General features: G+C 46.4%; 15 protein-coding genes and 1 pseudogene. All 16 read left to right on the top strand.

Annotated elements, in window-relative coordinates:
- Nucleotides 1–17 precede the first annotated feature (17 nt).
- A pseudogene (locus DT065_RS19290) lies at nucleotides 18–295 on the top strand (RNA-guided endonuclease TnpB family protein); the annotation flags it as partial.
- A 648-nt stretch (nucleotides 296–943) separates the two neighbouring features.
- Nucleotides 944–3,577, top strand: coding sequence for a DNA polymerase I (polA, locus tag DT065_RS07465; RefSeq protein ID WP_114372167.1), 2,634 nt, complete (start codon nucleotides 944–946; stop codon nucleotides 3,575–3,577).
- A gap of 16 nt (nucleotides 3,578–3,593) precedes the next feature.
- Nucleotides 3,594–4,418, top strand: coding sequence for a DNA-formamidopyrimidine glycosylase (gene mutM, locus DT065_RS07460; protein WP_114372165.1), 825 nt, complete (start codon nucleotides 3,594–3,596; stop codon nucleotides 4,416–4,418).
- A gap of 63 nt (nucleotides 4,419–4,481) precedes the next feature.
- A complete protein-coding gene (gene ytaF, locus DT065_RS07455; protein WP_114372163.1) occupies nucleotides 4,482–5,132 on the top strand; it encodes a sporulation membrane protein YtaF in 651 nt (216 codons plus the stop codon).
- A 110-nt stretch (nucleotides 5,133–5,242) separates the two neighbouring features.
- Entirely contained in the window at nucleotides 5,243–5,845 is a 603-nt protein-coding gene (coaE, locus tag DT065_RS07450; RefSeq protein WP_114372161.1) for a dephospho-CoA kinase, read from the top strand.
- A 121-nt stretch (nucleotides 5,846–5,966) separates the two neighbouring features.
- Nucleotides 5,967–6,995, top strand: a complete 1,029-nt coding sequence (locus DT065_RS07445) for a glyceraldehyde-3-phosphate dehydrogenase (protein WP_114372159.1) — start codon at nucleotides 5,967–5,969, stop codon at nucleotides 6,993–6,995.
- 231 nt (nucleotides 6,996–7,226) lie between these two features.
- The gene (gene nrdR / locus DT065_RS07440) at nucleotides 7,227–7,706 is read left to right on the top strand and encodes a transcriptional regulator NrdR (RefSeq protein WP_114376148.1); all 480 of its coding nucleotides are present in this window, start codon (nucleotides 7,227–7,229) and stop codon (nucleotides 7,704–7,706) included.
- Between the two features lie 7 nt (nucleotides 7,707–7,713).
- The gene (locus DT065_RS07435; protein ID WP_160112448.1) at nucleotides 7,714–9,114 is read left to right on the top strand and encodes a replication initiation and membrane attachment family protein; all 1,401 of its coding nucleotides are present in this window, start codon (nucleotides 7,714–7,716) and stop codon (nucleotides 9,112–9,114) included.
- Between the two features lie 6 nt (nucleotides 9,115–9,120).
- Nucleotides 9,121–10,062 (top strand): primosomal protein DnaI, encoded by a 942-nt coding sequence (gene dnaI, locus DT065_RS07430; RefSeq protein WP_114372155.1) that lies wholly within the window; start codon nucleotides 9,121–9,123, stop codon nucleotides 10,060–10,062.
- Between the two features lie 146 nt (nucleotides 10,063–10,208).
- Nucleotides 10,209–11,324, top strand: a complete 1,116-nt coding sequence (gene mqnC / locus DT065_RS07425) for a cyclic dehypoxanthinyl futalosine synthase (protein WP_114372153.1) — start codon at nucleotides 10,209–10,211, stop codon at nucleotides 11,322–11,324.
- A gap of 355 nt (nucleotides 11,325–11,679) precedes the next feature.
- Nucleotides 11,680–12,540: a sporulation protein YtxC gene (gene ytxC / locus DT065_RS07420; protein ID WP_160112447.1), complete on the top strand. Its 861-nt coding sequence runs from the start codon at nucleotides 11,680–11,682 to the stop codon at nucleotides 12,538–12,540.
- 297 nt (nucleotides 12,541–12,837) lie between these two features.
- Nucleotides 12,838–14,658, top strand: coding sequence for an adenine deaminase (ade, locus tag DT065_RS07415; RefSeq protein ID WP_114372150.1), 1,821 nt, complete (start codon nucleotides 12,838–12,840; stop codon nucleotides 14,656–14,658).
- A 114-nt stretch (nucleotides 14,659–14,772) separates the two neighbouring features.
- Complete coding sequence (locus DT065_RS07410) at nucleotides 14,773–15,429, top strand: phosphate signaling complex PhoU family protein (protein WP_114372148.1); 657 nt, start codon at nucleotides 14,773–14,775, stop codon at nucleotides 15,427–15,429.
- On the top strand, nucleotides 15,410–16,999 hold the full coding sequence (locus DT065_RS07405; RefSeq protein WP_114372146.1) for a Na/Pi cotransporter family protein: 1,590 nt from the start codon (nucleotides 15,410–15,412) through the stop codon (nucleotides 16,997–16,999). The genes DT065_RS07410 and DT065_RS07405 overlap by 20 nt, the downstream gene beginning before the upstream one ends.
- Before the next feature lie 670 nt (nucleotides 17,000–17,669).
- The gene (gene thrS / locus DT065_RS07400) at nucleotides 17,670–19,607 is read left to right on the top strand and encodes a threonine--tRNA ligase (protein WP_114376146.1); all 1,938 of its coding nucleotides are present in this window, start codon (nucleotides 17,670–17,672) and stop codon (nucleotides 19,605–19,607) included.
- Nucleotides 19,594–20,031, top strand: a complete 438-nt coding sequence (locus DT065_RS07395; RefSeq protein ID WP_114372144.1) for a GNAT family N-acetyltransferase — start codon at nucleotides 19,594–19,596, stop codon at nucleotides 20,029–20,031. Before thrS ends, DT065_RS07395 begins: the two co-directional genes overlap by 14 nt.
- Nucleotides 20,032–20,035: the final 4 nt, after the last annotated feature.

Raw genomic sequence — 20,035 nt, 5'->3', positions numbered from 1 at the left:
CCAAAAATAAGGCATCCATGTATAAAAAAATGACGGAAACAAATACAACGTTCGCTATTGGTTGCTTGAATGGAAAGATTTAAACAAAGCCACCTCCAAGCATTTTAAGTCATTTTCAGATGAAACATTCCCTTCTGCCATTGTAAACCAAACCATAAGAGCGGTTAAATCTAAGAAAAAGCATCAAAAAGCGAAGGTTTTCCGTTCTTTTTGGTGTGGATTCAACAATCAAAATTGTAAAATCGAAAAGGAAAATGCTTTGTATAAAATTTCATTTCCTACGATTAGGAAAAAGGGTCGGCGTACGAAGATGATGGGGGTTGATGTTGGATGAAATAATCTAGCCTTAGCTTCTGTTGGAACAGAATCGTTATTCTAGATTTCGGGTATTTCCGAACCAAAAAACAAAAAGAAAGCATCTTAAAACCTAGTGTTGTGGTAAGGGCAACACCGCCTGTAAGGTACATGTGCCATCGTACGCGGAACGAAACAGGTCGAGGGGATGGCACACCTCTGAATTAAAGGCTCGTTCAAAACAGAAATGGATTGCGAACGTAATAGCACTATAGAATCCCATTGCTTTAGCTATGGGAGTGTCAACTCTTTAACCATAGGACAACTAGGCTAACAATGGCAATGAGTAAGGACCCAAAGCCGACTGCAAGCATAATGCCTTGATAAAGCGTAATCTTTGCAGTGTCACCTCCTTCTCGTTATGACATGGCCATGTCTAGTAACGAGAAGCAAGGTTCCACCGCCCTATCCTGCGTAAGTAGCTCGTCTTTGTTTTAGCATATTTGTGCCAAAATTCTTTTTTTATGTAAAGCGATTTTCCATAACATTCCCCGCCTGCCCCCGGGGGATGTTATTTAGGTTCACAGGAGGCAATTATGATAGAATAAAATCAGGATTTACAGGTTGGCCGAAAGGAGCCTTGCGATTTATGAATAAACTTGTACTTGTGGACGGAAACAGCGTGGCCTATCGTGCTTTTTATGCATTGCCGCTTTTGTCGAACGATAAAGGGGTTTACACAAACGCTGTCTATGGATTTACAACGATGCTACTTAAAATTTTGGAGGAAGAAGAACCGACGCATATGCTCATCGCTTTTGATGCCGGGAAAACAACCTTTCGGCATAAGCAGTTTGAAGATTACAAGAGTGACCGACAGAAAACACCGCCGGAGCTTTCGGAACAACTGCCGATTATTCAGGAAGTTTTACAGTCGTTCACCATTAACTCCGTGCAAGTAGAGTTGTATGAGGCCGATGATATTATTGGGACGCTCGCCAAACGTGCGGAAGAAGAAGACTGGCAAGTCCGTATTTACACCGGAGACAAAGATTTGCTGCAGCTCGTTACCGACAGGACGCACGTTGCGATTACCCGTAAGGGCATTACGAATGTGGATTGGTATGACGTAGACGCCATCGCTGAACGGTATGGCATCCCGGCCACACATATTCCTGATATGAAAGGGCTCGGTGGGGACGCTTCGGATAATATCCCGGGCGTTCCCAAAATTGGGGAAAAAACGGCGCTTAAACTATTAGCGGAATATGGCAACATCGAAGACGTTCTGGATCATGCCGATGATGTATCCGGTCCAAAAATGCGGGAACGGCTGAAAGAATACCGGGAGCAAGCGCTCATGAGCAAACAATTGGCGGTTATCAATCGGGAAACACCGGTTGACTTGGGGTTGGATCGTCTATCGTATGCAGGGTATGACAGCAAAACAGTGCGGCAGCTATTTAAAGAGTATGGCTTTAACTCATTAATGAACCAAATTACGACCGACGAAGATATCGAGGAAGAGGAAGCCGCGCTCGAAGACTTTGAGTTCCAACATAAAAGAGAAGTGACAAACGAAATGCTCGCGACACCGTCTGCCCTTATTGTCGAAGTGCCGGTGGAGAATTACCACAATGCCGATATTTGGGGTGTCGGCATCGTAAATGAGAATGGATCGTTCACCGTTCCGGCGGAGACCGCGCTCGCAACGGATGCTTTTCGTGAGTGGTTGGCGAATGAAGAAAAAGAAAAATATTTATTTGACGCCAAGCGGGTCATCGTCGCTTTAGGTTGGAGGGGCATCACGATTAAAGGCGTTTCTTTTGATGCGCTCATCGCATCGTATCTTTTGGATCCTTCTTTATCGGCACATGACATGGCGGATATTGCCGAACGGCGAGGCTTACACACGGTTTTGGCGGACGAAAGCGTGTATGGAAAAGGGGCGAAGTTTACCAAGCCCGAGGCCGCCGCGCTCAGCGACCACCTTGCTCGTAAAGCGGCGACCCTTTGGAAAATTAGGGGAGCCCTTGGTCCTGAGTTGGAAGAAAACGAACAAAGTGAACTGTTTACAACGTTGGAACTTCCTTTATCCTTAGTCCTCGCGCAAATGGAACTACAAGGAATCGCCACGGACAAGCAACAGTTGCTCGATATGGGCAAAGAGCTTGACGAGCGTCTCCATTCCCTCGAGCAAGACATTCATGCACTGGCCGGTGAAACGTTTAATATCAATTCTCCGAAACAATTGGGGCCGATTCTTTTCGAGAAGCTTGAACTTCCGGTCATCAAAAAAACAAAAACCGGCTATTCCACTGCCGCAGACGTTCTTGAAAAGCTTGGAGATGAGCATGAAATCATTCCGAAACTTTTGCACTATCGGCAAGTGATGAAACTAAAATCAACGTATATCGAAGGGCTACTCAAAGTTATTCATGCAGACACGCACAAAATCCATACGCGTTTCAACCAGGCGATTACGCAAACGGGCCGTTTGAGTTCTGCTGAACCGAACTTGCAAAATATCCCGATTCGACTTGAAGAAGGAAGAAAGATACGCAAAGCTTTTGTTCCCTCTGAATCGGATTGGGGGATTTTGGCCGCTGATTATTCACAAATTGAATTGCGAGTGCTTGCCCATATGTCCGGAGATGAAAAGTTAAAAACGGCTTTTCACGAAGGGGAAGATATTCATACGAAAACAGCGATGGATGTATTTGGCGTGGAGAAAGAGGAAGTTACCGACACGATGCGGCGTCAGGCGAAAGCGGTGAACTTCGGCATTGTCTATGGCATTAGCGATTATGGATTGTCCCAAAATCTCGGAATCACAAGAAAAGAAGCGCAGACGTTTATCGACCGTTATTTTGAAAGTTATCCGAATGTGAAGCAATACATGGACGAAGCGGTGCTCCATGCTCGAGATGAAGGCTATGTCACGACGCTATTGAAACGCCGACGGTATCTTCCTGAGATCAACGACCGTAATTTTAATCGCAGAAGTTTTGCGGAGCGAACAGCAATGAACACACCGATTCAAGGAACGGCTGCCGATATCATAAAAAAAGCGATGGTCGATGTAGCAAATGATTTGGGCAAAAAAGGGTTGGAGAGCCGGTTGTTGCTTCAGGTTCACGACGAACTGATTTTTGAGGTTCCGCCGACAGAAATCGAACAGTTGCAAACGATCGTCACCGAAACAATGACGGAAACGGTCGCCCTCGATGTCCCGCTCATCGTGGACGTGGAGCATGGGCAAACATGGTACGAAGCAAAGTAAGGAGAAACGAAAAGGTATGCCAGAGTTGCCGGAAGTAGAAATCGTAAGAAGAACGTTAACGAAGCTCGTACAAAATAAGCAAATCGTGGATGTGGAGGTCGGATGGCCGAAAATGATAAAAGAACCGGATGACGTGGATGCGTTTCGTTTCTTCCTCTCGGGACAAACGATTCGACATATCGATCGAAAAGGAAAGTTCTTGATCTTTGGCTTGGATGATTACGCGCTAGTCTCCCATTTACGAATGGAGGGGAAATACAGCCTAAGCGATGAAGCGCCAACGAAGCATACCCATGTACGTTTTTTTCTTCATGACAACAGTGAACTTCATTATAAAGACGTACGTAAATTCGGAACGATGCACTTGTTTCCGAAGGGCTCAGAACTTGGTGTTGCGCCATTGGCAAAGTTAGGGCCGGAGCCAATGAATACTTCTTTCAAGCCTTCCTATTTAATGGAAAAATTCACGAAAACGACTCGGAATGTAAAAGCTGTCCTCCTTGACCAGTCCGTGGTCGCCGGTCTTGGCAATATATATGTGGATGAAGCGTTGTTTCGGGCCGGGATTTTTCCCGGTGTTCCGGCAACTTCGCTTGATGAAGACGCGGTTGTACGCGTGCACCGGGAAACGATAGCGACATTGGAGGCTGCCATCGAAGCCGGAGGTTCTTCCATTCGATCCTATTTAAACGGCAACGGGGAAATGGGATATTTTCAACAACAATTGTATGTGTACGGCCGTAAAGGACAGCTGTGCAAAATATGTGAAGGGGAAATTGAACGAACAGTCGTCGCGGGGCGTGGAACGCACTATTGCCCAAATTGCCAACCCTCGGAATGAAGTACATTGGATGGGCTCTTGTCATAGGCTATCTTAAATAGATAGCTGGAGGGAGCATGTCTGATGGAAGGCTGGATCGCATTACTCGTGCTTGCTTTCGCGGTTAGTGTGGATGCATTCGGAGTCGGTATGACGTACGGCATGCGCAAGGTAAAAATTTCCATGCTGCCGGTCGTTCTTATCGGTTTATTTTCGTTTATATCTGCTTTAATGGCGGGGTGGTTTGCAGAAGTCGTGTTTCAATATATTCCTGCGCAAGTCGCGGATTACTTGGGAGGCACCATTCTTATCGCGGTTGGGGCGTGGGCGATCTATCAGGGCACGCGATCGAAAGAACAGCCACAGCGGCCGCCCGTTCGTAAAAAGAGGGAAGGGACGATGGTCAACTGGGAAATTAAGAAATTAGGCCTCGTCATTCAAGTGTTGCGAAAACCAACCGCCGCCGACATGGACGGTTCAGGAACGATATCCATCAAAGAAGCGATGCTCTTAGGTTTTGCGCTCGCCTTGGATGCTTTTGGGGCCGGTTTTGGAGCCGCGATGCTTGGATATCCGATGCTTGTCTTTGCTGTGTTTGTTTTCGTGATGTGCTCGGTATTTTTAGTTTTTGGAAAAAAAGGCGGTTATAAACTTTCCGGTCATAAAGCCATCAATAAACTGGTTTTTTTACCGGGGTTGCTTATCATTTGCATTGGGTTGCTTAATTTTATGTAAGAGGATAAGAAAATGTAAACTTTTCCATCAAGTGGATAGATGAACATGCTCTAAAAAACTCGGCTTTCATTGTCCACTTTGTCAACAGCTACTTAGAGAGGGAGGCTAATATGATTATTGGGCTTACCGGTGGAATTGCCAGCGGAAAAAGTTTACTGGCGGAGTATATGCAGGCCTGGGACCTGCCGATCATCGATGCAGATGCGATTGCTCGGGAAGTTGTTGAGCCTGGGAGGCCGGCATACGAGGAAATTAAAGACTTTTTTGGAAACGAAGTTTTTCACGAGGATGGCACGTTGGACCGCAAAGCACTCGGCAGCATTATTTTTGCAGATAAAGAGAAACGGAATCGGCTCAATAAGATCACACATCCGGCGATTCACAAGGAAATGATGAACAAAAAAGAGGCGTTGTTGAATGAGGGGAATCGGGCGCTCATTTTCGATATCCCCTTGCTTGTGGAAAATGGAAGAATGAACATTGTCGATCGTGTTCTGCTTGCGTATGTCAGTGAAGATGTGCAATTGAAACGGTTGATGGAACGAGATAGGAGCTCGAAAGAAGAGGCGCTTGAACGAATACGTTCACAAATGCCTTTAAAAGAAAAAAAAGATTACGCAGATGCGGTTGTCGATAACAACGGCAGCCGCGTTGAATCAAAAAATCAATTGTTGCATATCCTTACAAAATGGGGGGTAGAGATGGATGAATGATGGGGGAGGATTGGATTGGTGCGTTTTTCTTTATCATAAACATCGTACAAGCAATTGTTATATGATATACTAATCAATATAATGATGCTAATTAGTATATCACAAATGGGAGGCAATCAAGATGAGTGCAACAGTGGCGATTAATGGCTTCGGCCGTATAGGGAGAATGGCATTTCGCAGGGCTTTTTTTGATAATGCATTAAACATTGTTGCTGTGAATGCGACGTACCCGCCGCAGACACTCGCACATTTACTCAAGCATGACACCATTCATGGGCGATTTGAAGCGACGGTGGAAGCTAATGATGAGGCCATTATCGTAAATGGCAAAGAAATAAAAATCGTACAATCCAGGGATCCGTTAGAGTTGCCCTGGGATGAGCTGGATATTGACGTAGTTATTGAATCTACCGGTAAATTCAAAACAAGGGAAGGCGCTGGTTACCACTTGCAAGCGGGAGCAAAAAAGGTCGTGATCACGGCTCCCGGGAAAGATGAGGACGCGACGATCGTCATTGGCGTAAACGATGACGATTATGACGACGAGCATCATCACATTCTCTCTAACGCCTCTTGTACAACGAATTGCCTGGCACCGGTTGTTAAAACATTGGATCAAGCGTTCGGCATCGAGAGTGGCTTAATGACGACCGTTCATTCCTATACGAACGACCAACAAAATATTGACAATCCGCATAAAGACTTGCGACGGGCGCGAGCAGCCGGCCAATCCATTATTCCGACGTCGACCGGAGCAGCTAAAGCCATCTCAAAGGTTCTGCCTCATCTTGAGGGAAAGTTGAACGGTTCGGCTTTACGGGTGCCGACACCGAATGTGTCTCTCGTTGACCTTGTCTGTGATTTGAAGACAGAGGTGACGGAAACAGAAGTGAACGATGCATTTCGCTCGGCGGCGAATCAAGAATTGAAAGGAATTCTGGCATCTTCGGACGAACCGCTTGTTTCCGTTGATTATAACGGAGATGATCATTCCTCCATCATTGACGCGTTATCCACAATGGTGATTAACCGTCGGCAAGTGAAGGTGCTTGCATGGTACGATAACGAATGGGGCTATGCATGCCGAGTCGTGGACCTCGTACGTCTCATTGCAGAAAAAGCAGCCAAAACTTCGACCGTTAACGGGTAAAAAATTACTGCCATCAAAAGGCGTTCAACGAGATTGAGCGTCTTTTTTACTTCAACAATAAGGTGCGACATGGACGGGTAAATTCCTTCCTTTCAAAACAGGGAACGAAAATGGTATGATAAACTATAATCAAGGCATAAAAGGTAAGCAAAAATGATGCTCCATCGGGATTGCCCGATGATTTCTTTTCATATAATTAATTTTACGCTCGTAGGAAATGGAGGTTATCCGATGCGCTGCCCGGCCTGTCAAGTCAACGGTGCTCGCGTTCTCGATTCGCGCCCACACGACGACCATAAGTCTATACGACGTCGCAGGGAATGCGATTCATGTTTCCATCGTTTTACGACGTTTGAAGTTGTGGAAGTTACGCCACTCGTTATTGTAAAAAAAGATGGAAATCGCGAAGAGTTTAGCCGTGAAAAAATGTTGCGTGGACTTATTCGCGCGTGCGAAAAGCGGCCGGTTGCGCTTGAAAAATTGGAGGATATTGTCACAAAAGTAGAAGCGGAATTAAGGAATGACGGAGAGGCCGAAGTGTCCACTCACGCGGTAGGCGAGCAGGTCATGAAACATCTGGCGAAAATTGACGATGTAGCGTATGTTCGTTTTGCCTCTGTTTACCGACAGTTTAAAGATATCAATGTTTTCATCAATGAGCTGGAAGAACTGATGAATAAAAATGAGGAAAACGGATCCGAAAAGAGATGATGTACACATGGAAAACTCTTGGAAACAAGTGTTGCCTGTGGATGGTTTGCGTGTGCGTATGACCCAAGATTCAAGAGCAACCGACAAACAAGTGCTTACGCAACTTTATCAGCCATTGATCGGGGCACAGGCCATAAACCTCTACCAAACGCTCTACCATCGTTTGACACGGGGTGTTTATGAATGTGAAGGGACGACGCATCGTGAACTCATGATTGTAACTGGTGAAAGCTTGGCGACGTTGTTGGAAGCCCGCCGAAAACTTGAAGGGATCGGACTTTTAAAAACATACGCATTAGCCGTCGCTGGAAACGAAGACCGGCAATTTGCATATGAACTTCTCCCCCCAATGGCCCCGCAAGCATTTTTCTCCGACGATGTGCTTAGCGTTTTTTTATATAACCGCACGGGGAAGAACAAATATCGCCACCTGCGGCAACAGTTTATCATTCCTGAAATGGAAGGAAACTGGTCGGAAGTGACCGCTTCCTTTAACGATGTGTTTACCTCTCTTCACCCATCGGAACTTATCCCGAATGCGGAGCAGGGAGCAGGGGAGCCCAACGTGCAGCTCGTCACGGACCCCGAAAGCCCCGAGGTCGATATACAGGAAGATCTTTTTGATTTTGACCTTTTATATCAACGTTTGCCTTCATTTTTTAACCGTGAAGCACTTCTCACATTCAATGTAAAAAAAGCAGTCAGCCGACTTGCTTTTGTATACCGCATCGATGCCGCTTCTATGAGCCAGCTTATACAGCAAGCACTTGTGGGGGATGAAGAAGTGGATATCCAACGCTTGCGAAAAAAAATTCAGGAATGGTATCGAATGTCCTATGGACAGAGCCCTCCGGCACTCGGTTTAAGGACGGACGAGCCGGAAGAAACGGTGGAAACGAAGGATACCGGCGAGCCGCTGGATGAAGAGGGCGCGATAATTCGCTATTACGAGTCGGTCGCGCCCTTAACATTGCTTGAAAGCTATACGGAAAATGGAGCGAGGGTCCCTCCCGCTGATGCCCGTTTGGCTGAATCACTGCTTTTTGATTATCAATTGATGCCAGGGGTAGCGAATGTGTTGATTGATTATATGATGGAGGTCAATAATCGTAAACTTGACAGGCATCTGGTGGAAAAAATCGCGGGCCACTGGTCCAGAGAAAATTTGAAAACCGTCGAAGAAGCGATGGGGCTTGCCAAAAAGGAATATAAAAAAAGACAAGGACAGTCACAAAAGCAAAGCAAAAGCTCAACGCAGCAAAAGAAGAAGACAAATCAGCGCAAAGAACGTTTGCCGAAGTGGTTGACCGGTGAAGTAACGGAAGCAAGCGACGAAGAAAAACGAAAGCGCGTCGACGAGAAGCGTGAAAAAATCCAGTCGCTTTTACAGCAGCATCGAAAGGGATGACGCAAGATGGAACCCATACAAACGTCATTAAAAAAATATATGCAGGATGCCGGCTGGGAAGACGCGCTCGAGCGAGTGCAACAGACGGTATTAAATGATTCGCGTGTGAATGACTGGCTGACGGAGAATGACAAGGAGTTACATGAAGGGGCTGTCCCCCAAGGGATGACGGCATTGCTCGAGTACAAAAACTCCTGGCAAAATTGTGACCATTGCCCGGGGCTTGCAAAATGCCCGAATCCAATGCCAGGCTATCAACCTGAATTATACCCTGAACATGGACAGATTCAAATGCGCTATCATCCTTGTCCGTTGCAAATAGCTGCGAATCGTCGAAAACAGCAAGAATCCCTTGTGAAAAGTCTGTATGTATCCGAAGAATTTAAAAAAGCAAGCTTTGAAAATATGGAAATCGATGACACGGATGACACGAGGGCGACGGCGTTGGAAACCGCCCTTGAATTCGAACGGGAGGCAAACCCCGGAGAGAATGGGCAAGGCCTCTATCTACACGGTATGTTTGGCGTCGGGAAAACGTATTTGATTGCGGCGATCGCGAATGCCCTCGCGAAGCGAAATATCCAATCGTTGCTTGTCTACGCGCCTGAATTTTTCCGCGAAATGCGCCAAGCAGTCGGAGACGGAAATGTAAGCGAAAAAATCGATGCCGTGAAAAGTGTGCCGGTGCTTATGCTTGATGACATCGGCGCGGAAACGATGTCAAATTGGATTCGCGATGATGTCCTCGGCGCGATTTTACAATACCGAATGACCGAAAAATTGCCGACGATTTTTACGTCGAACTGGGATTACGAAGAGCTGGAGGGCCATCTTTCCTATTCCAATAAAGGCGGGGAAGAAAGGATGAAAGCGAAACGTATTATGGAACGCATTCGTCCGTTTACAACCGAGTTGTATTTATCCGGCCGCAATCGCAGGGAGGCATAGGCTCTATATGGCACCTCTGAAGGGTGAAAAATTCGAACCCGAGGCGTCATGAAAGAGCGATGACATTATAAAGTTATGAAATTCGTCATTTCGCCATATTTTATGGTAGGATATTAGGGAGACGATGGATTGAAGGAGGATGCCTCATGAGCGTCGACACGATATTGGAAAAAGCTGTCGCCGGCGAACGTCTAACGATGGACGATGCCGTTGAATTATATGAAAGTGACGAGAGCGAGCTGGAAAAGATCGGGGCAGCAGCCGATCAAGTGATGAAAAAATGGCACCCGGACCCTATGACAACATTCGTCATCGGCCGTAATGTTAATCATACCAACCTTTGCGATACGTATTGCAGATTTTGCGCATTTTACCGCCCGCCGGGGCACGAAGAAGGGTATGTGCTCTCGGACGATGAGATTTTGGATAAAATCCAGGACACTGTTGATGTGGGCGGAACGGAAATTTTGATGCAGGGCGGAACGAACCCCGACCTTCCGTTTAGTTACTATACAAATTTACTTAGAAAAATTAAGCAGCACTTTCCGGACATCACGATGCACTCGTTTTCGCCGACCGAGATTTATAAGATGGTCGAAGTGTCAGGACTTTCGCTCGAAGAAGTTTTGCAAGAACTTAAAGATGCCGGTCTTGATTCTATCCCCGGCGGCGGTGCGGAAATTTTAACGGAATCCAACCGTAAAAAAGTGAGCCGTTTGAAAGATTCATGGGTCGAGTGGATTGACTGTATGAAAACGGCCAAAAAACTCGGCATGCACAGTACGGCCACGATGGTGATCGGTTTCGGTGAATCATCCCGTGAACGCGCGTTGCATTTGCAGCGGGTGCGTGATGCCCAGGATGAATTGCGTCCATTTTTAGCTTTTATTTCTTGGACATTCCAGCCGGATAACACGCGCATGAAAGGGGAGCGCATTACGCCAAACGGGTATTTGAAAAATGTGGCGATCTCCCGTTTATTCCTCGATAACATCCCGAATTTCCAATCGTCATGGGTAACGATGGGACCGGAAACCGGCAAGCGATCCCTTCATTTCGGTTGCAACGATTTCGGTAGCACGATGATTGAAGAAAACGTCGTCTCCTCCGCCGGGACTACGTATAAAGTAAACAACAACCGCGCGCTCGATATTATCCGTGAAGCAGGAAAAACACCGGCTGTACGGGATACAAAGTATAATACGTTGCACGTATTTGCGGAAGATGAGCGAGTGAAAAAAGACTTTGTGATGCAAAACTAGAAACAAATCGATGAGAACCCCGCGAGTGACTGCCCGCGGGGGTTTTTCAATGTGCGCCTACCGTGATGGTGAAGATAAAAACAAAGGAAACATGAGAAATTTGGTAGGAACTAGCACGAAGTAACCAAAAAGAACGACACACACGAAGTTTGGCATGAATTGAATCGATACAATGTTTGATGGAAACAGTTTCAGGTAGGTCTTAGTCCTCTTCCACGTTGCTGAAACAGTCATGGTTAGAGCCTTGCACAAAAATTAGGCATGAAACATGAGGCTTGCCCATAGACATGATAGCAGACGGAATGGCGTGCATAGATGCGGCATCGATTATCGTAGGTTTGGAGGAGGGCTTTGTTTGTTAGCAATTGAATTTACCCATGGTCACGATTGTGCACGTGTGTATGACCGTGTGAAGAGAGAGCTTTCAAGATTGAAGGATATTCCATCATTTTCCTTGTACATGCATTCCAACCAGGATGTGATTCATTGTCGGTATGATGGGTCAGACTTGGAATGGAAGCATAGTGTACGCCCCTATGTGGCAGCGGTTTTAACCGATGAAATTATCCAACGATATGAAGTATTATTTGTTGAAAAGCTCATCAAAGAACATTATCAATATCGTGAACCAAATGAGCGCGAACAGGTGATGGAGCTGGCCAGAGATATGCTTGCCGGAGAGCGGCCCGAAATACCGGAAGCAAGACGATCGGCAGAAAGAAAAACGGTTTTATATCTAGCGATTCATGAATACTTGAGCAATCAATCCGTTTTTTATTGGAACCCTTTTCTTACTTTTTGTATTGGAAATTACGAACGTTATTTACAATATCTAACCGAAGTGGTGATTGAGGAATATCAGATGGAACAAGAGTATCAGACGGTCGTGGACGAACTCCGTTCCTATGTGGAAATCGTCCAACCTAAAGTACAAGAACTTCATTTATGGTATGAAAATCGTGATCATTTTTGGTTGGTGGATATGGAAGGAAACCAGTGGGGGCCACAGCAAAGAATGAAACATACAGAATCAACCCTTGTCTTTGAAAAAGGATTGCCACCGACGGAGAGGATTATCAGCCCCATTGCAAGCATAGCCCCTAAGCGTCTCTATATCTACACTTCACAAGATGACGGCGTTATCCAAACCCTGCGTGCGATTTTTCAGGAACGATTAAACGCTCGTTCGTTCGCGCAGTGGCATTTTTCAATTTGAGATAAAAATAGATCACTGTTAAATGGCACCACATTTTATGGGTGCTGTTTTTTGTTTATACACGAACATGAACGTTTATCTGATAGCGGTTATTAACTTTGCTATTATAAGTATTGCCCGGGAAATATGTATGATGATAACTTGAGCGCGCGGCTTCGTATGTTTTTTATGTAGGAGGGGATAGCAGGGAAATTTTGCAGTGAAAATCAAGTTGATCTGTTAGGATAGAGGGAAGGATCGTACCGAACGGCTTTGCTGTTCCCAAACATAAATCTCATCCAAAGGAGCGTAAATACGATGACTGTATCCTTCCCCCGCCCCGCACAAGCGGATTGCATTAGGGATCTCAATGCCACGGCTCGTGGCGAGAAGAGCGCTACGTTAGTGATCAAAGATGCTAAATTGGTAAACGTTGTATCAAATGAAATATTGCCCAGAACCGATGTAGCCGTTCAGGGCACTCGAATCGCGTATGTTGGCAAAAATGCCGATCACACGATCGGAGAAAAAACGAAGATGATTGATGCTGAAAATCGTTATGTAACGCCTGGTCTTCTGGACGGGCATTGCCACATCGAAAGCAGCCAAATACGACCGATGCAGTTTTCCCGGGCCGTTCTGCCAAAGGGGACGACCGGTGGTTTTTTCGATGCCCATGAAATCACGAATGTGCTTGGACTTGACGGGTTAAAACTGATGTTGGAGGAAGCTCGGCAGACACCGATGGCCGCGTATATGCAAGTGCCTTCATGTGTCCCGTCGACAGACGAGAATTACGAAACCAATGGCGCTGTTATAGGTCCGGATGAAGTTGCGGAAGCATTTACGTGGGGGGACGATGTCAATGCCCTTGGAGAAGTGATGAACTTCCCCGGTGTTGTATACGGCAATGAGAAGATGCTCTCTGAAATCGAAGAAACGTTGCGTGCCGGCAGGCAGGCGGATGGCCACTACACTTGGCCGCCGGAAGACGACCGCAGACTTTCTGCATACACAGCCGTGGGTATTAACGGCGATCATGAAAATTCGACGGCTGAGGACGTTATTGCTCAAGTTCGTCTCGGGATGTATGCGAAATTGAGAAGGGGTTCCGCTTGGCATGATGTAGTAGAAACGATCAAAGCTTATACAGAGTATGGCCTGAATACGAGGCGCATGCTTTTAGTTACGGATGATCGTAGCCCTGAATCCCTCGTTGACGAGGGACACATGGATTTTGTCGTCCGCCATGCCATTGCTCAAGGAGTTCCTCCGGTAATCGCGATTCAAATGGCGACGATTAATCCGGCTGAACGTTTTGGCGTTTCCGATGATGTCGGCATCATTGCCCCCGGCCGGTTTGCAGATCTCCTATTATTGGAGGGGACGTTGGCAGAGATGGACGTTGGCATAACAGTAGCGGCCGGACAAGTCGTAGCGCAGGACGGGAAGATGGTAACGGAACTTCCTGAATTTCCCTTATCCGATAAAGCGGTTCATTCGGTAAAAATAGGTGAAAAGATAAACGCTGATGATTTTCTGATCACTCCTCCTGCTGCGGAAGGTAAAAAAGTAGACGTGCGAACCATTGAAGTGAACGAGAATCAGGTGTACACGAAAGAAAAACATGTCAGCCTTCCTTGCGGCAAAATTGACATGCTCCTTCAAGGTGACCTATGTAAAATGGCGGTCATTGAACGTCACGGACGGAACGGAAACCAAGGCCTTGGTATTTTGAAAGGCATCGGATTTGATAAGCAGGTCGCGATGGCTTCTACCGTTGCACATGATAGTCATAACCTCATGGTGATAGGCAATAATGACGACAAGATGGCCGCGGCTGCCAATAAAGTGGGGCAGATGCAAGGAGGTATCGCGGTTATAACGGAAAAAGGAGAGACAACTCTGCCTTTACCTGTTGCAGGATTGATGTCAAATGCCCCTTTTGAACAAGTGGCGGAAAGATCGCGTGCGGTTAGTCATGCACTTGCCGAAGCCGGTTGTACGATGAATTATGCCTTTATGACACTGTCGCTCTTAGCGCTTGTGGTCATTCCCGAACTCCGCTTATCGGATAAAGGGTTAGTAAGAATCACGGATGATGGTTTTGAAAAAGTACCTTTAATTGTAGAATCGTAAGCTAGGAGTAAAAGTGTATTCTGTCCTCTCTTAGTAGCTTGTAATCGTATAATACAAGGGATACGATGAATAGACATCGATAGGGCGGAATTTTTAGTTGGGGGGGAAGGCCTCGTGTTTAAATTGACCAACTTTAGTAATGAAGTGCAAACGATTGAAAGAGATCTCCTCAGCATGGGTGAAGAAGTTTTGCATCAGATGGAACAGATAAAAGATGTTTTTTTTATGCCAAACAAAGATGCAAATGTTTTGATCCAACAAGATGAAACGATCGATGCGTTTGACCATCAAATCCATAGGTCGATCCTGCATTTAATTAGTCTTCAGCAACCTCTGCCGGAAGAATTGAAGACATTGACAACAACGATGCGTATGGCTCGGGAGTTCGAACGCATGGGCGATCAGGTGGTCAATGTTGCCGAACTGAAAAAAGAATTGGACGTTGAAGATTTGCGTCCCTATGTAAGTGCGTCATTTGTAGACGGGTATAGGAAGATGCAGTGGTTGAGCACGGACATGCTCACACGCACACTGGAAAGCATGAAGGGCAAGTCGTATCCATCGGTCAAAGACGTTGAACATCAGGACGAGGACGTCGACGCATTATTTTTTTTCTTGCAACAGCAAATTATCCACGATATGAAAGCAACGCCGCAACACATCGAAAAGCTTGCACCGCTTTTCCTGGCCATTCGCTATGTGGAACGAATGGCTGACCATGTCGTGAACATTAACCGAAGGCTGAGCGAAAATGAACTGGATCGACGTTAGCATTCAACTTCTCGGCGGGCTTGCGATCTTCTTATATGGCATGCATGTCGCCAGTGATGGATTGAGAAAGTCCTCTTCCTATCAACTGAATTTGTTTCTTAGAAAAGTAACGAAAAATCAATGGTACGGGGCCTTAGCCGGCATCGTTCTTGCTGCGATTTTGCAATCTTCAACGGCAGCAACGGTGATGATTGTAGGGTTTGTGAATGCCGGGTTGATCAGCTTGCGCAGAGCGATGGGGATTTTGCTCGGGTCTGCCGTGGGGACCACGTTGACCGTGCAGCTCATCGCTTTTGCGATTACGGATTATGCCCTTGTATTTGTGATTCTCGGTGTCCTTTTATATCTTTTTGATTCTAAATTGCGCACGTATGGTGCCATTGTATTGGGCTTTGGCTTTGTTTTTTTCGGTTTGGGATTGATGACCGGGGCCATGGAGCCTTTGCAGTCGAGTGAACTATTCAGGGAATCTTTGTTGGTGATTGCCGAGTATCCATTGCTGTTTGTACTTGTGGCGGCATTGTTTACAGCGATTATTCAAAACAGCGCGGCTACGATTGCCTTAACATTCGCGCTGACGAGCAGTGGCTTGATTTCTTTGGAAGCAGCGGTATATACCGTCTATGGTGCAAATTTGGGTACGGTCGTCACCGCGATGATTGCCAGTTTGAAAGCGTCGAAAGACGCACAGCGCGCAGCGCTTGCCCATGCCATATTTAAAGCGATCGGCGTTATCGTATTCTTGCCGTTTACGAGTTTGTTTGTGCAAGTACTTCCGCTCCTGGGAGGGGACGTGGAGCGCCAACTTGCAAACGCACATACGATTTTTAACATTGTGAACATGTTATTGCTTCTTCCTTTCTGCAACCGTTTTGCCGATTGGATGGTGAAACTTTTACCGGAAAAAACGGAACCGGCGAAAGATGTGAAATATATCGACCGGGATTCCGTTCAGTTTCCTTCTGTCGGATTATTGCAAGCTCGCAAGGAATTGGAACGGGTAGCGGAAAAAATTCGTTATCATATGCTGCCGCATATGATCGCGATGATTCAAAATGAAAGAATCCGGGAAGCCGTCGTGGCTGAAGAAAAAGTCATCGACCACCTTTACAAAGCGATCTATCATCACTTGCAACGATTAATGGAGCAAAATTTGAATGACCGGGAGTCGGAAGAGGCGCTAAAACTGCTTTATTTTAACAATGATATGGAAAGAATGGCCAATACGGTGAAGGACATGACGCGAACGATCGCCAAGCTCGATCGCGGAGGCAAGCAGTTAAGTGAATGGGAGCGCGCCAAAGTGTCCGAGCTCTATGAAGAAGTGATGAAGAGCTTTGACGATGCCATTCAAGCCTTTCAGGGTCAAGATGAAGAAGTGGCGGTACGCGTCATCCATAGCAACCCGAAAATTTTGCGTATGGAACGAGAGTTGCGCTATCAACATTTTTACCACGGTGCAAGTTCAAGCAGCACCGTCAGTGTTGTATTCTCAGACTTAATGAATAGCATGCTCCGCATTCATCAACATTCGGTGAATATTTCTCACACGTTGTTGGGGATGGTTTAGCAGTCTGGTGAACAGATTGAGAGCTAATTGCAATTGCGCTGTCTCAAAATCCTTGCGGCGTAAAGGATAAGAGCAAGTCGAAAATAAATTCTTCCCAAATTCCAACATAGTCATAGGCATAAAGTGAGTACCAATGCTCAGTAACAGATTTGCTCTTGAGATTGGGTTCTGAAGACTCAAAGCGCTGCTTGGGATGGCAGGGACGTTCCTCCTGCGCATGTTTATTCTCGTTTTATGAAAAAACTTAAAGGCACATGAGTCAGAGGTTGAAGTTAAACGGCAAACACAATCACTAATTACGGCATCAACCTTCTTTATCGATAACTTTCGGCTTCATCAGTTTTTTCATCTGCCGCACCGCACTTGCATTTTCCAACAAACCTTTTTATAATGAATACAATGAATAAAGGCACGGAAGAGGATGCGAACGTCAGGATACAGATCCCAGAGAGGAAAGCCGCCGGCTGAAAGCTTTTTATCGAATGGTCCTGATGTTTACCACCTCGGAGCTGCAACGATGAACGACCAGTAGTTGTTGCCGTCATCCCGGGCGTTAACCGGTCCGAGCGCCTTGCATATTGGCGAGGCACGAGGGTGGAACCGCGGGTTAAGCTCGTCCCTTTTTGGGGCGGGCTTTTTTGTGCTTTTTCGTGTAAAAAAAATGAAGGAGATGAAGGAAATGCCGGAATTAATGTTTCCAGATAGATCAGTAAAGGCATTTGATGAAGGCGTAACGTTGGAAGACGTTGCTGCCGATATTAGTCCCGGTTTAAAAAAACAGGCGGCAGCCGGAAAATTAAACGGTCAAGCGCTTGATTTGCGTACCCCGCTCACGAGCGACGGAGAGGTTGAAATTTTGACGTTTAAAGATGAGGAAGGCCTTGAAGTCTTGCGCCACAGCAGCGCTCATTTATTGGCACAAGCAGTAAAACGCTTGTATCCCGATGCCAAATTCGGGGTTGGGCCGGTTATTGAGGACGGTTTTTACTATGATATCGAAACCGCATCGACGATTTCGCCGGACGATTTGCCGAAAATCGAAAAAGAGATGCAAAAGATCATCGATGAAAACCATGAAATTGTGCGCAAGGAAGTGTCTCGGGAAGAAGCAAAGCGTTTTTTTGAAGCTCAAGGCGATAAGTTGAAACTTGAGCTCATCGATGCCATCCCGGAGGGAGAAACGGTTTCGCTTTATGAACAAGGGGAGTTTGTCGATCTTTGCCGCGGCGTTCATGTTCCCGAAACAGGCAAACTGAAAAAATTCAAGCTGATGAACATTTCCGGCGCCTATTGGCGCGGAGACAGCGACAATCAAATGCTGCAGCGCATTTACGGTACTGCTTTTCCAAAGCAAGGCGAATTGGATGAACATTTACGTATATTGGAAGAACGGAAAGAACGGGATCACCGTAAACTGGGAAAAGAATTAGACTTGTTCACCGTCGACCAACAAGTCGGACAAGGCTTGCCGTTATGGTTGCCGAAAGGAGCAACGATCAGACGCACGATTGAACGCTACATCACAGATATAGAAGAACGGCTCGGCTATGACCATGTGTATACGCCGGTGTTGGGAAGCGTTGATCTTTATAAAACCTCGGGCCATTGGGAGCATTACCAGGATGACATGTTTCCGGCGATGGAAATGGACAACGAAGACCTCGTGCTGCGCCCGATGAATTGCCCGCACCATATGATGGTTTATAAGAACGATTTGCACAGTTACCGTGAATTGCCCCTTCGCATCGCCGAACTTGGCATGATGCATCGCCATGAAATGTCCGGCGCCTTGGCCGGGTTGCAGCGCGTTCGCGCCATGACACTGAATGACGCCCATATTTTCTGTCGGCCCGATCAAATGAAGGAGGAGTTTTTGCGCGTCGTTGACCTTATTCAGAATGTGTACAATGACTTCGGCATTAACGATTACTATTTCCGTCTGTCGTACCGGGATCCGGAGGATAAGGAAAAATATGTCGATAACGATGAGATGTGGGAAAAAGCGCAGGTTCTCTTAAAAGAAGCGATGGACGAGCACGGCACGGAATATGTAGAAGCAGTTGGGGAAGCCGCTTTCTACGGTCCAAAGCTTGATGTTCAGGTGAAAACAGCACTCGGAAAAGATGAAACCTTATCTACCGTCCAGCTTGATTTTCACTTGCCCGAGCAAATGGACCTCACGTATATCGGGGAAGACGGCAAAGAACATCGGCCGGTCGTCATTCACCGCGGGGTCGTCTCCACAATGGAACGCTTCGTCGCTTTTCTAATTGAAGAATATAAAGGCGCATTTCCAACTTGGCTAGCGCCTGTGCAAGTACAACTCATTCCCGTCTCCCTGGATGTCCATGGCGAATATGTCAAACAGGTCAAAGAAAAACTGCAATTCGCCGGCGTCCGAGTGGAAACGGATCTTCGCGACGAGAAACTTGGCTATAAAATTCGGGAAGCACAAACGCAAAAAATTCCGTATACCCTCGTACTCGGAGATAAAGAGGTAGAGGCCGGCGCTGTTAATATTCGTAAATACGGGCAAAAAGAAACAGGCACGGAATCGCTGGATACGTTTGTGGAACAAATATCCCGGGAGATTAATGAAAGGGCATAATGCTATGTGTGTCGAGCGTGCGGATTACGAAAAAACGAAAGACGCGATCAGCAAACATTTGCAAACAGATACGGCCGCGAAGAGACCCGCTTTTTCCAACCGGGAAAAGAAACTGCTCTGTTTTGTCATCTATGATGAAGGGAAAATCGTTGCCGGCATTAACGGTGAGATTTTTTGGAACAATATGCACATCTCGCTTTTCTCCGTCGATCGCGCCTATCAAGGCCATGGGTTTGGAAGCCGATTGTTGAAGGAAATGGAAAATGAGGCTTGCAACCATTCCTGCCGTATGATGTACTTGGAAACGTTGAGCTGGCAAGCGCCGAGTTTTTATCAAAACCATGGCTTCGAGATCGTCGGAAAGATGGATGGGCATCCCGTTGAAGGGGAATGCCAATACTATATGCGAAAATTATTGGTCTAAGGGG

Source organism: Salicibibacter kimchii, assembly GCF_003336365.1.
Classification (GTDB): domain Bacteria; phylum Bacillota; class Bacilli; order Bacillales; family Marinococcaceae; genus Salicibibacter; species Salicibibacter kimchii.
The sequence above is the reverse complement of the archived record's forward strand: the minus strand, read 5'-3'. Positions and strand labels throughout refer to the sequence as shown.

Excerpts from the sequence above, each read along its gene's own strand:
- ytaF (WP_114372163.1), top strand. The coding sequence starts at position 4,482 with ATGGAAGGCTGGATCGCATTACTCGTGCTTGCTTTCGCGGTTAGTGTG.
- DT065_RS07395 (WP_114372144.1), top strand. The coding sequence starts at position 19,594 with ATGAAAGGGCATAATGCTATGTGTGTCGAGCGTGCGGATTACGAAAAA.
- ade (WP_114372150.1), top strand. The coding sequence starts at position 12,838 with ATGACTGTATCCTTCCCCCGCCCCGCACAAGCGGATTGCATTAGGGAT.
- polA (WP_114372167.1), top strand. The coding sequence starts at position 944 with ATGAATAAACTTGTACTTGTGGACGGAAACAGCGTGGCCTATCGTGCT.
- dnaI (WP_114372155.1), top strand. The coding sequence starts at position 9,121 with ATGGAACCCATACAAACGTCATTAAAAAAATATATGCAGGATGCCGGC.
- coaE (WP_114372161.1), top strand. The coding sequence starts at position 5,243 with ATGATTATTGGGCTTACCGGTGGAATTGCCAGCGGAAAAAGTTTACTG.
- DT065_RS07435 (WP_160112448.1), top strand. The coding sequence starts at position 7,714 with ATGGAAAACTCTTGGAAACAAGTGTTGCCTGTGGATGGTTTGCGTGTG.
- nrdR (WP_114376148.1), top strand. The coding sequence starts at position 7,227 with ATGCGCTGCCCGGCCTGTCAAGTCAACGGTGCTCGCGTTCTCGATTCG.
- thrS (WP_114376146.1), top strand. The coding sequence starts at position 17,670 with ATGAAGGAAATGCCGGAATTAATGTTTCCAGATAGATCAGTAAAGGCA.
- DT065_RS07405 (WP_114372146.1), top strand. The coding sequence starts at position 15,410 with ATGAACTGGATCGACGTTAGCATTCAACTTCTCGGCGGGCTTGCGATC.
- DT065_RS07445 (WP_114372159.1), top strand. The coding sequence starts at position 5,967 with ATGAGTGCAACAGTGGCGATTAATGGCTTCGGCCGTATAGGGAGAATG.
- mqnC (WP_114372153.1), top strand. The coding sequence starts at position 10,209 with ATGAGCGTCGACACGATATTGGAAAAAGCTGTCGCCGGCGAACGTCTA.
- mutM (WP_114372165.1), top strand. The coding sequence starts at position 3,594 with ATGCCAGAGTTGCCGGAAGTAGAAATCGTAAGAAGAACGTTAACGAAG.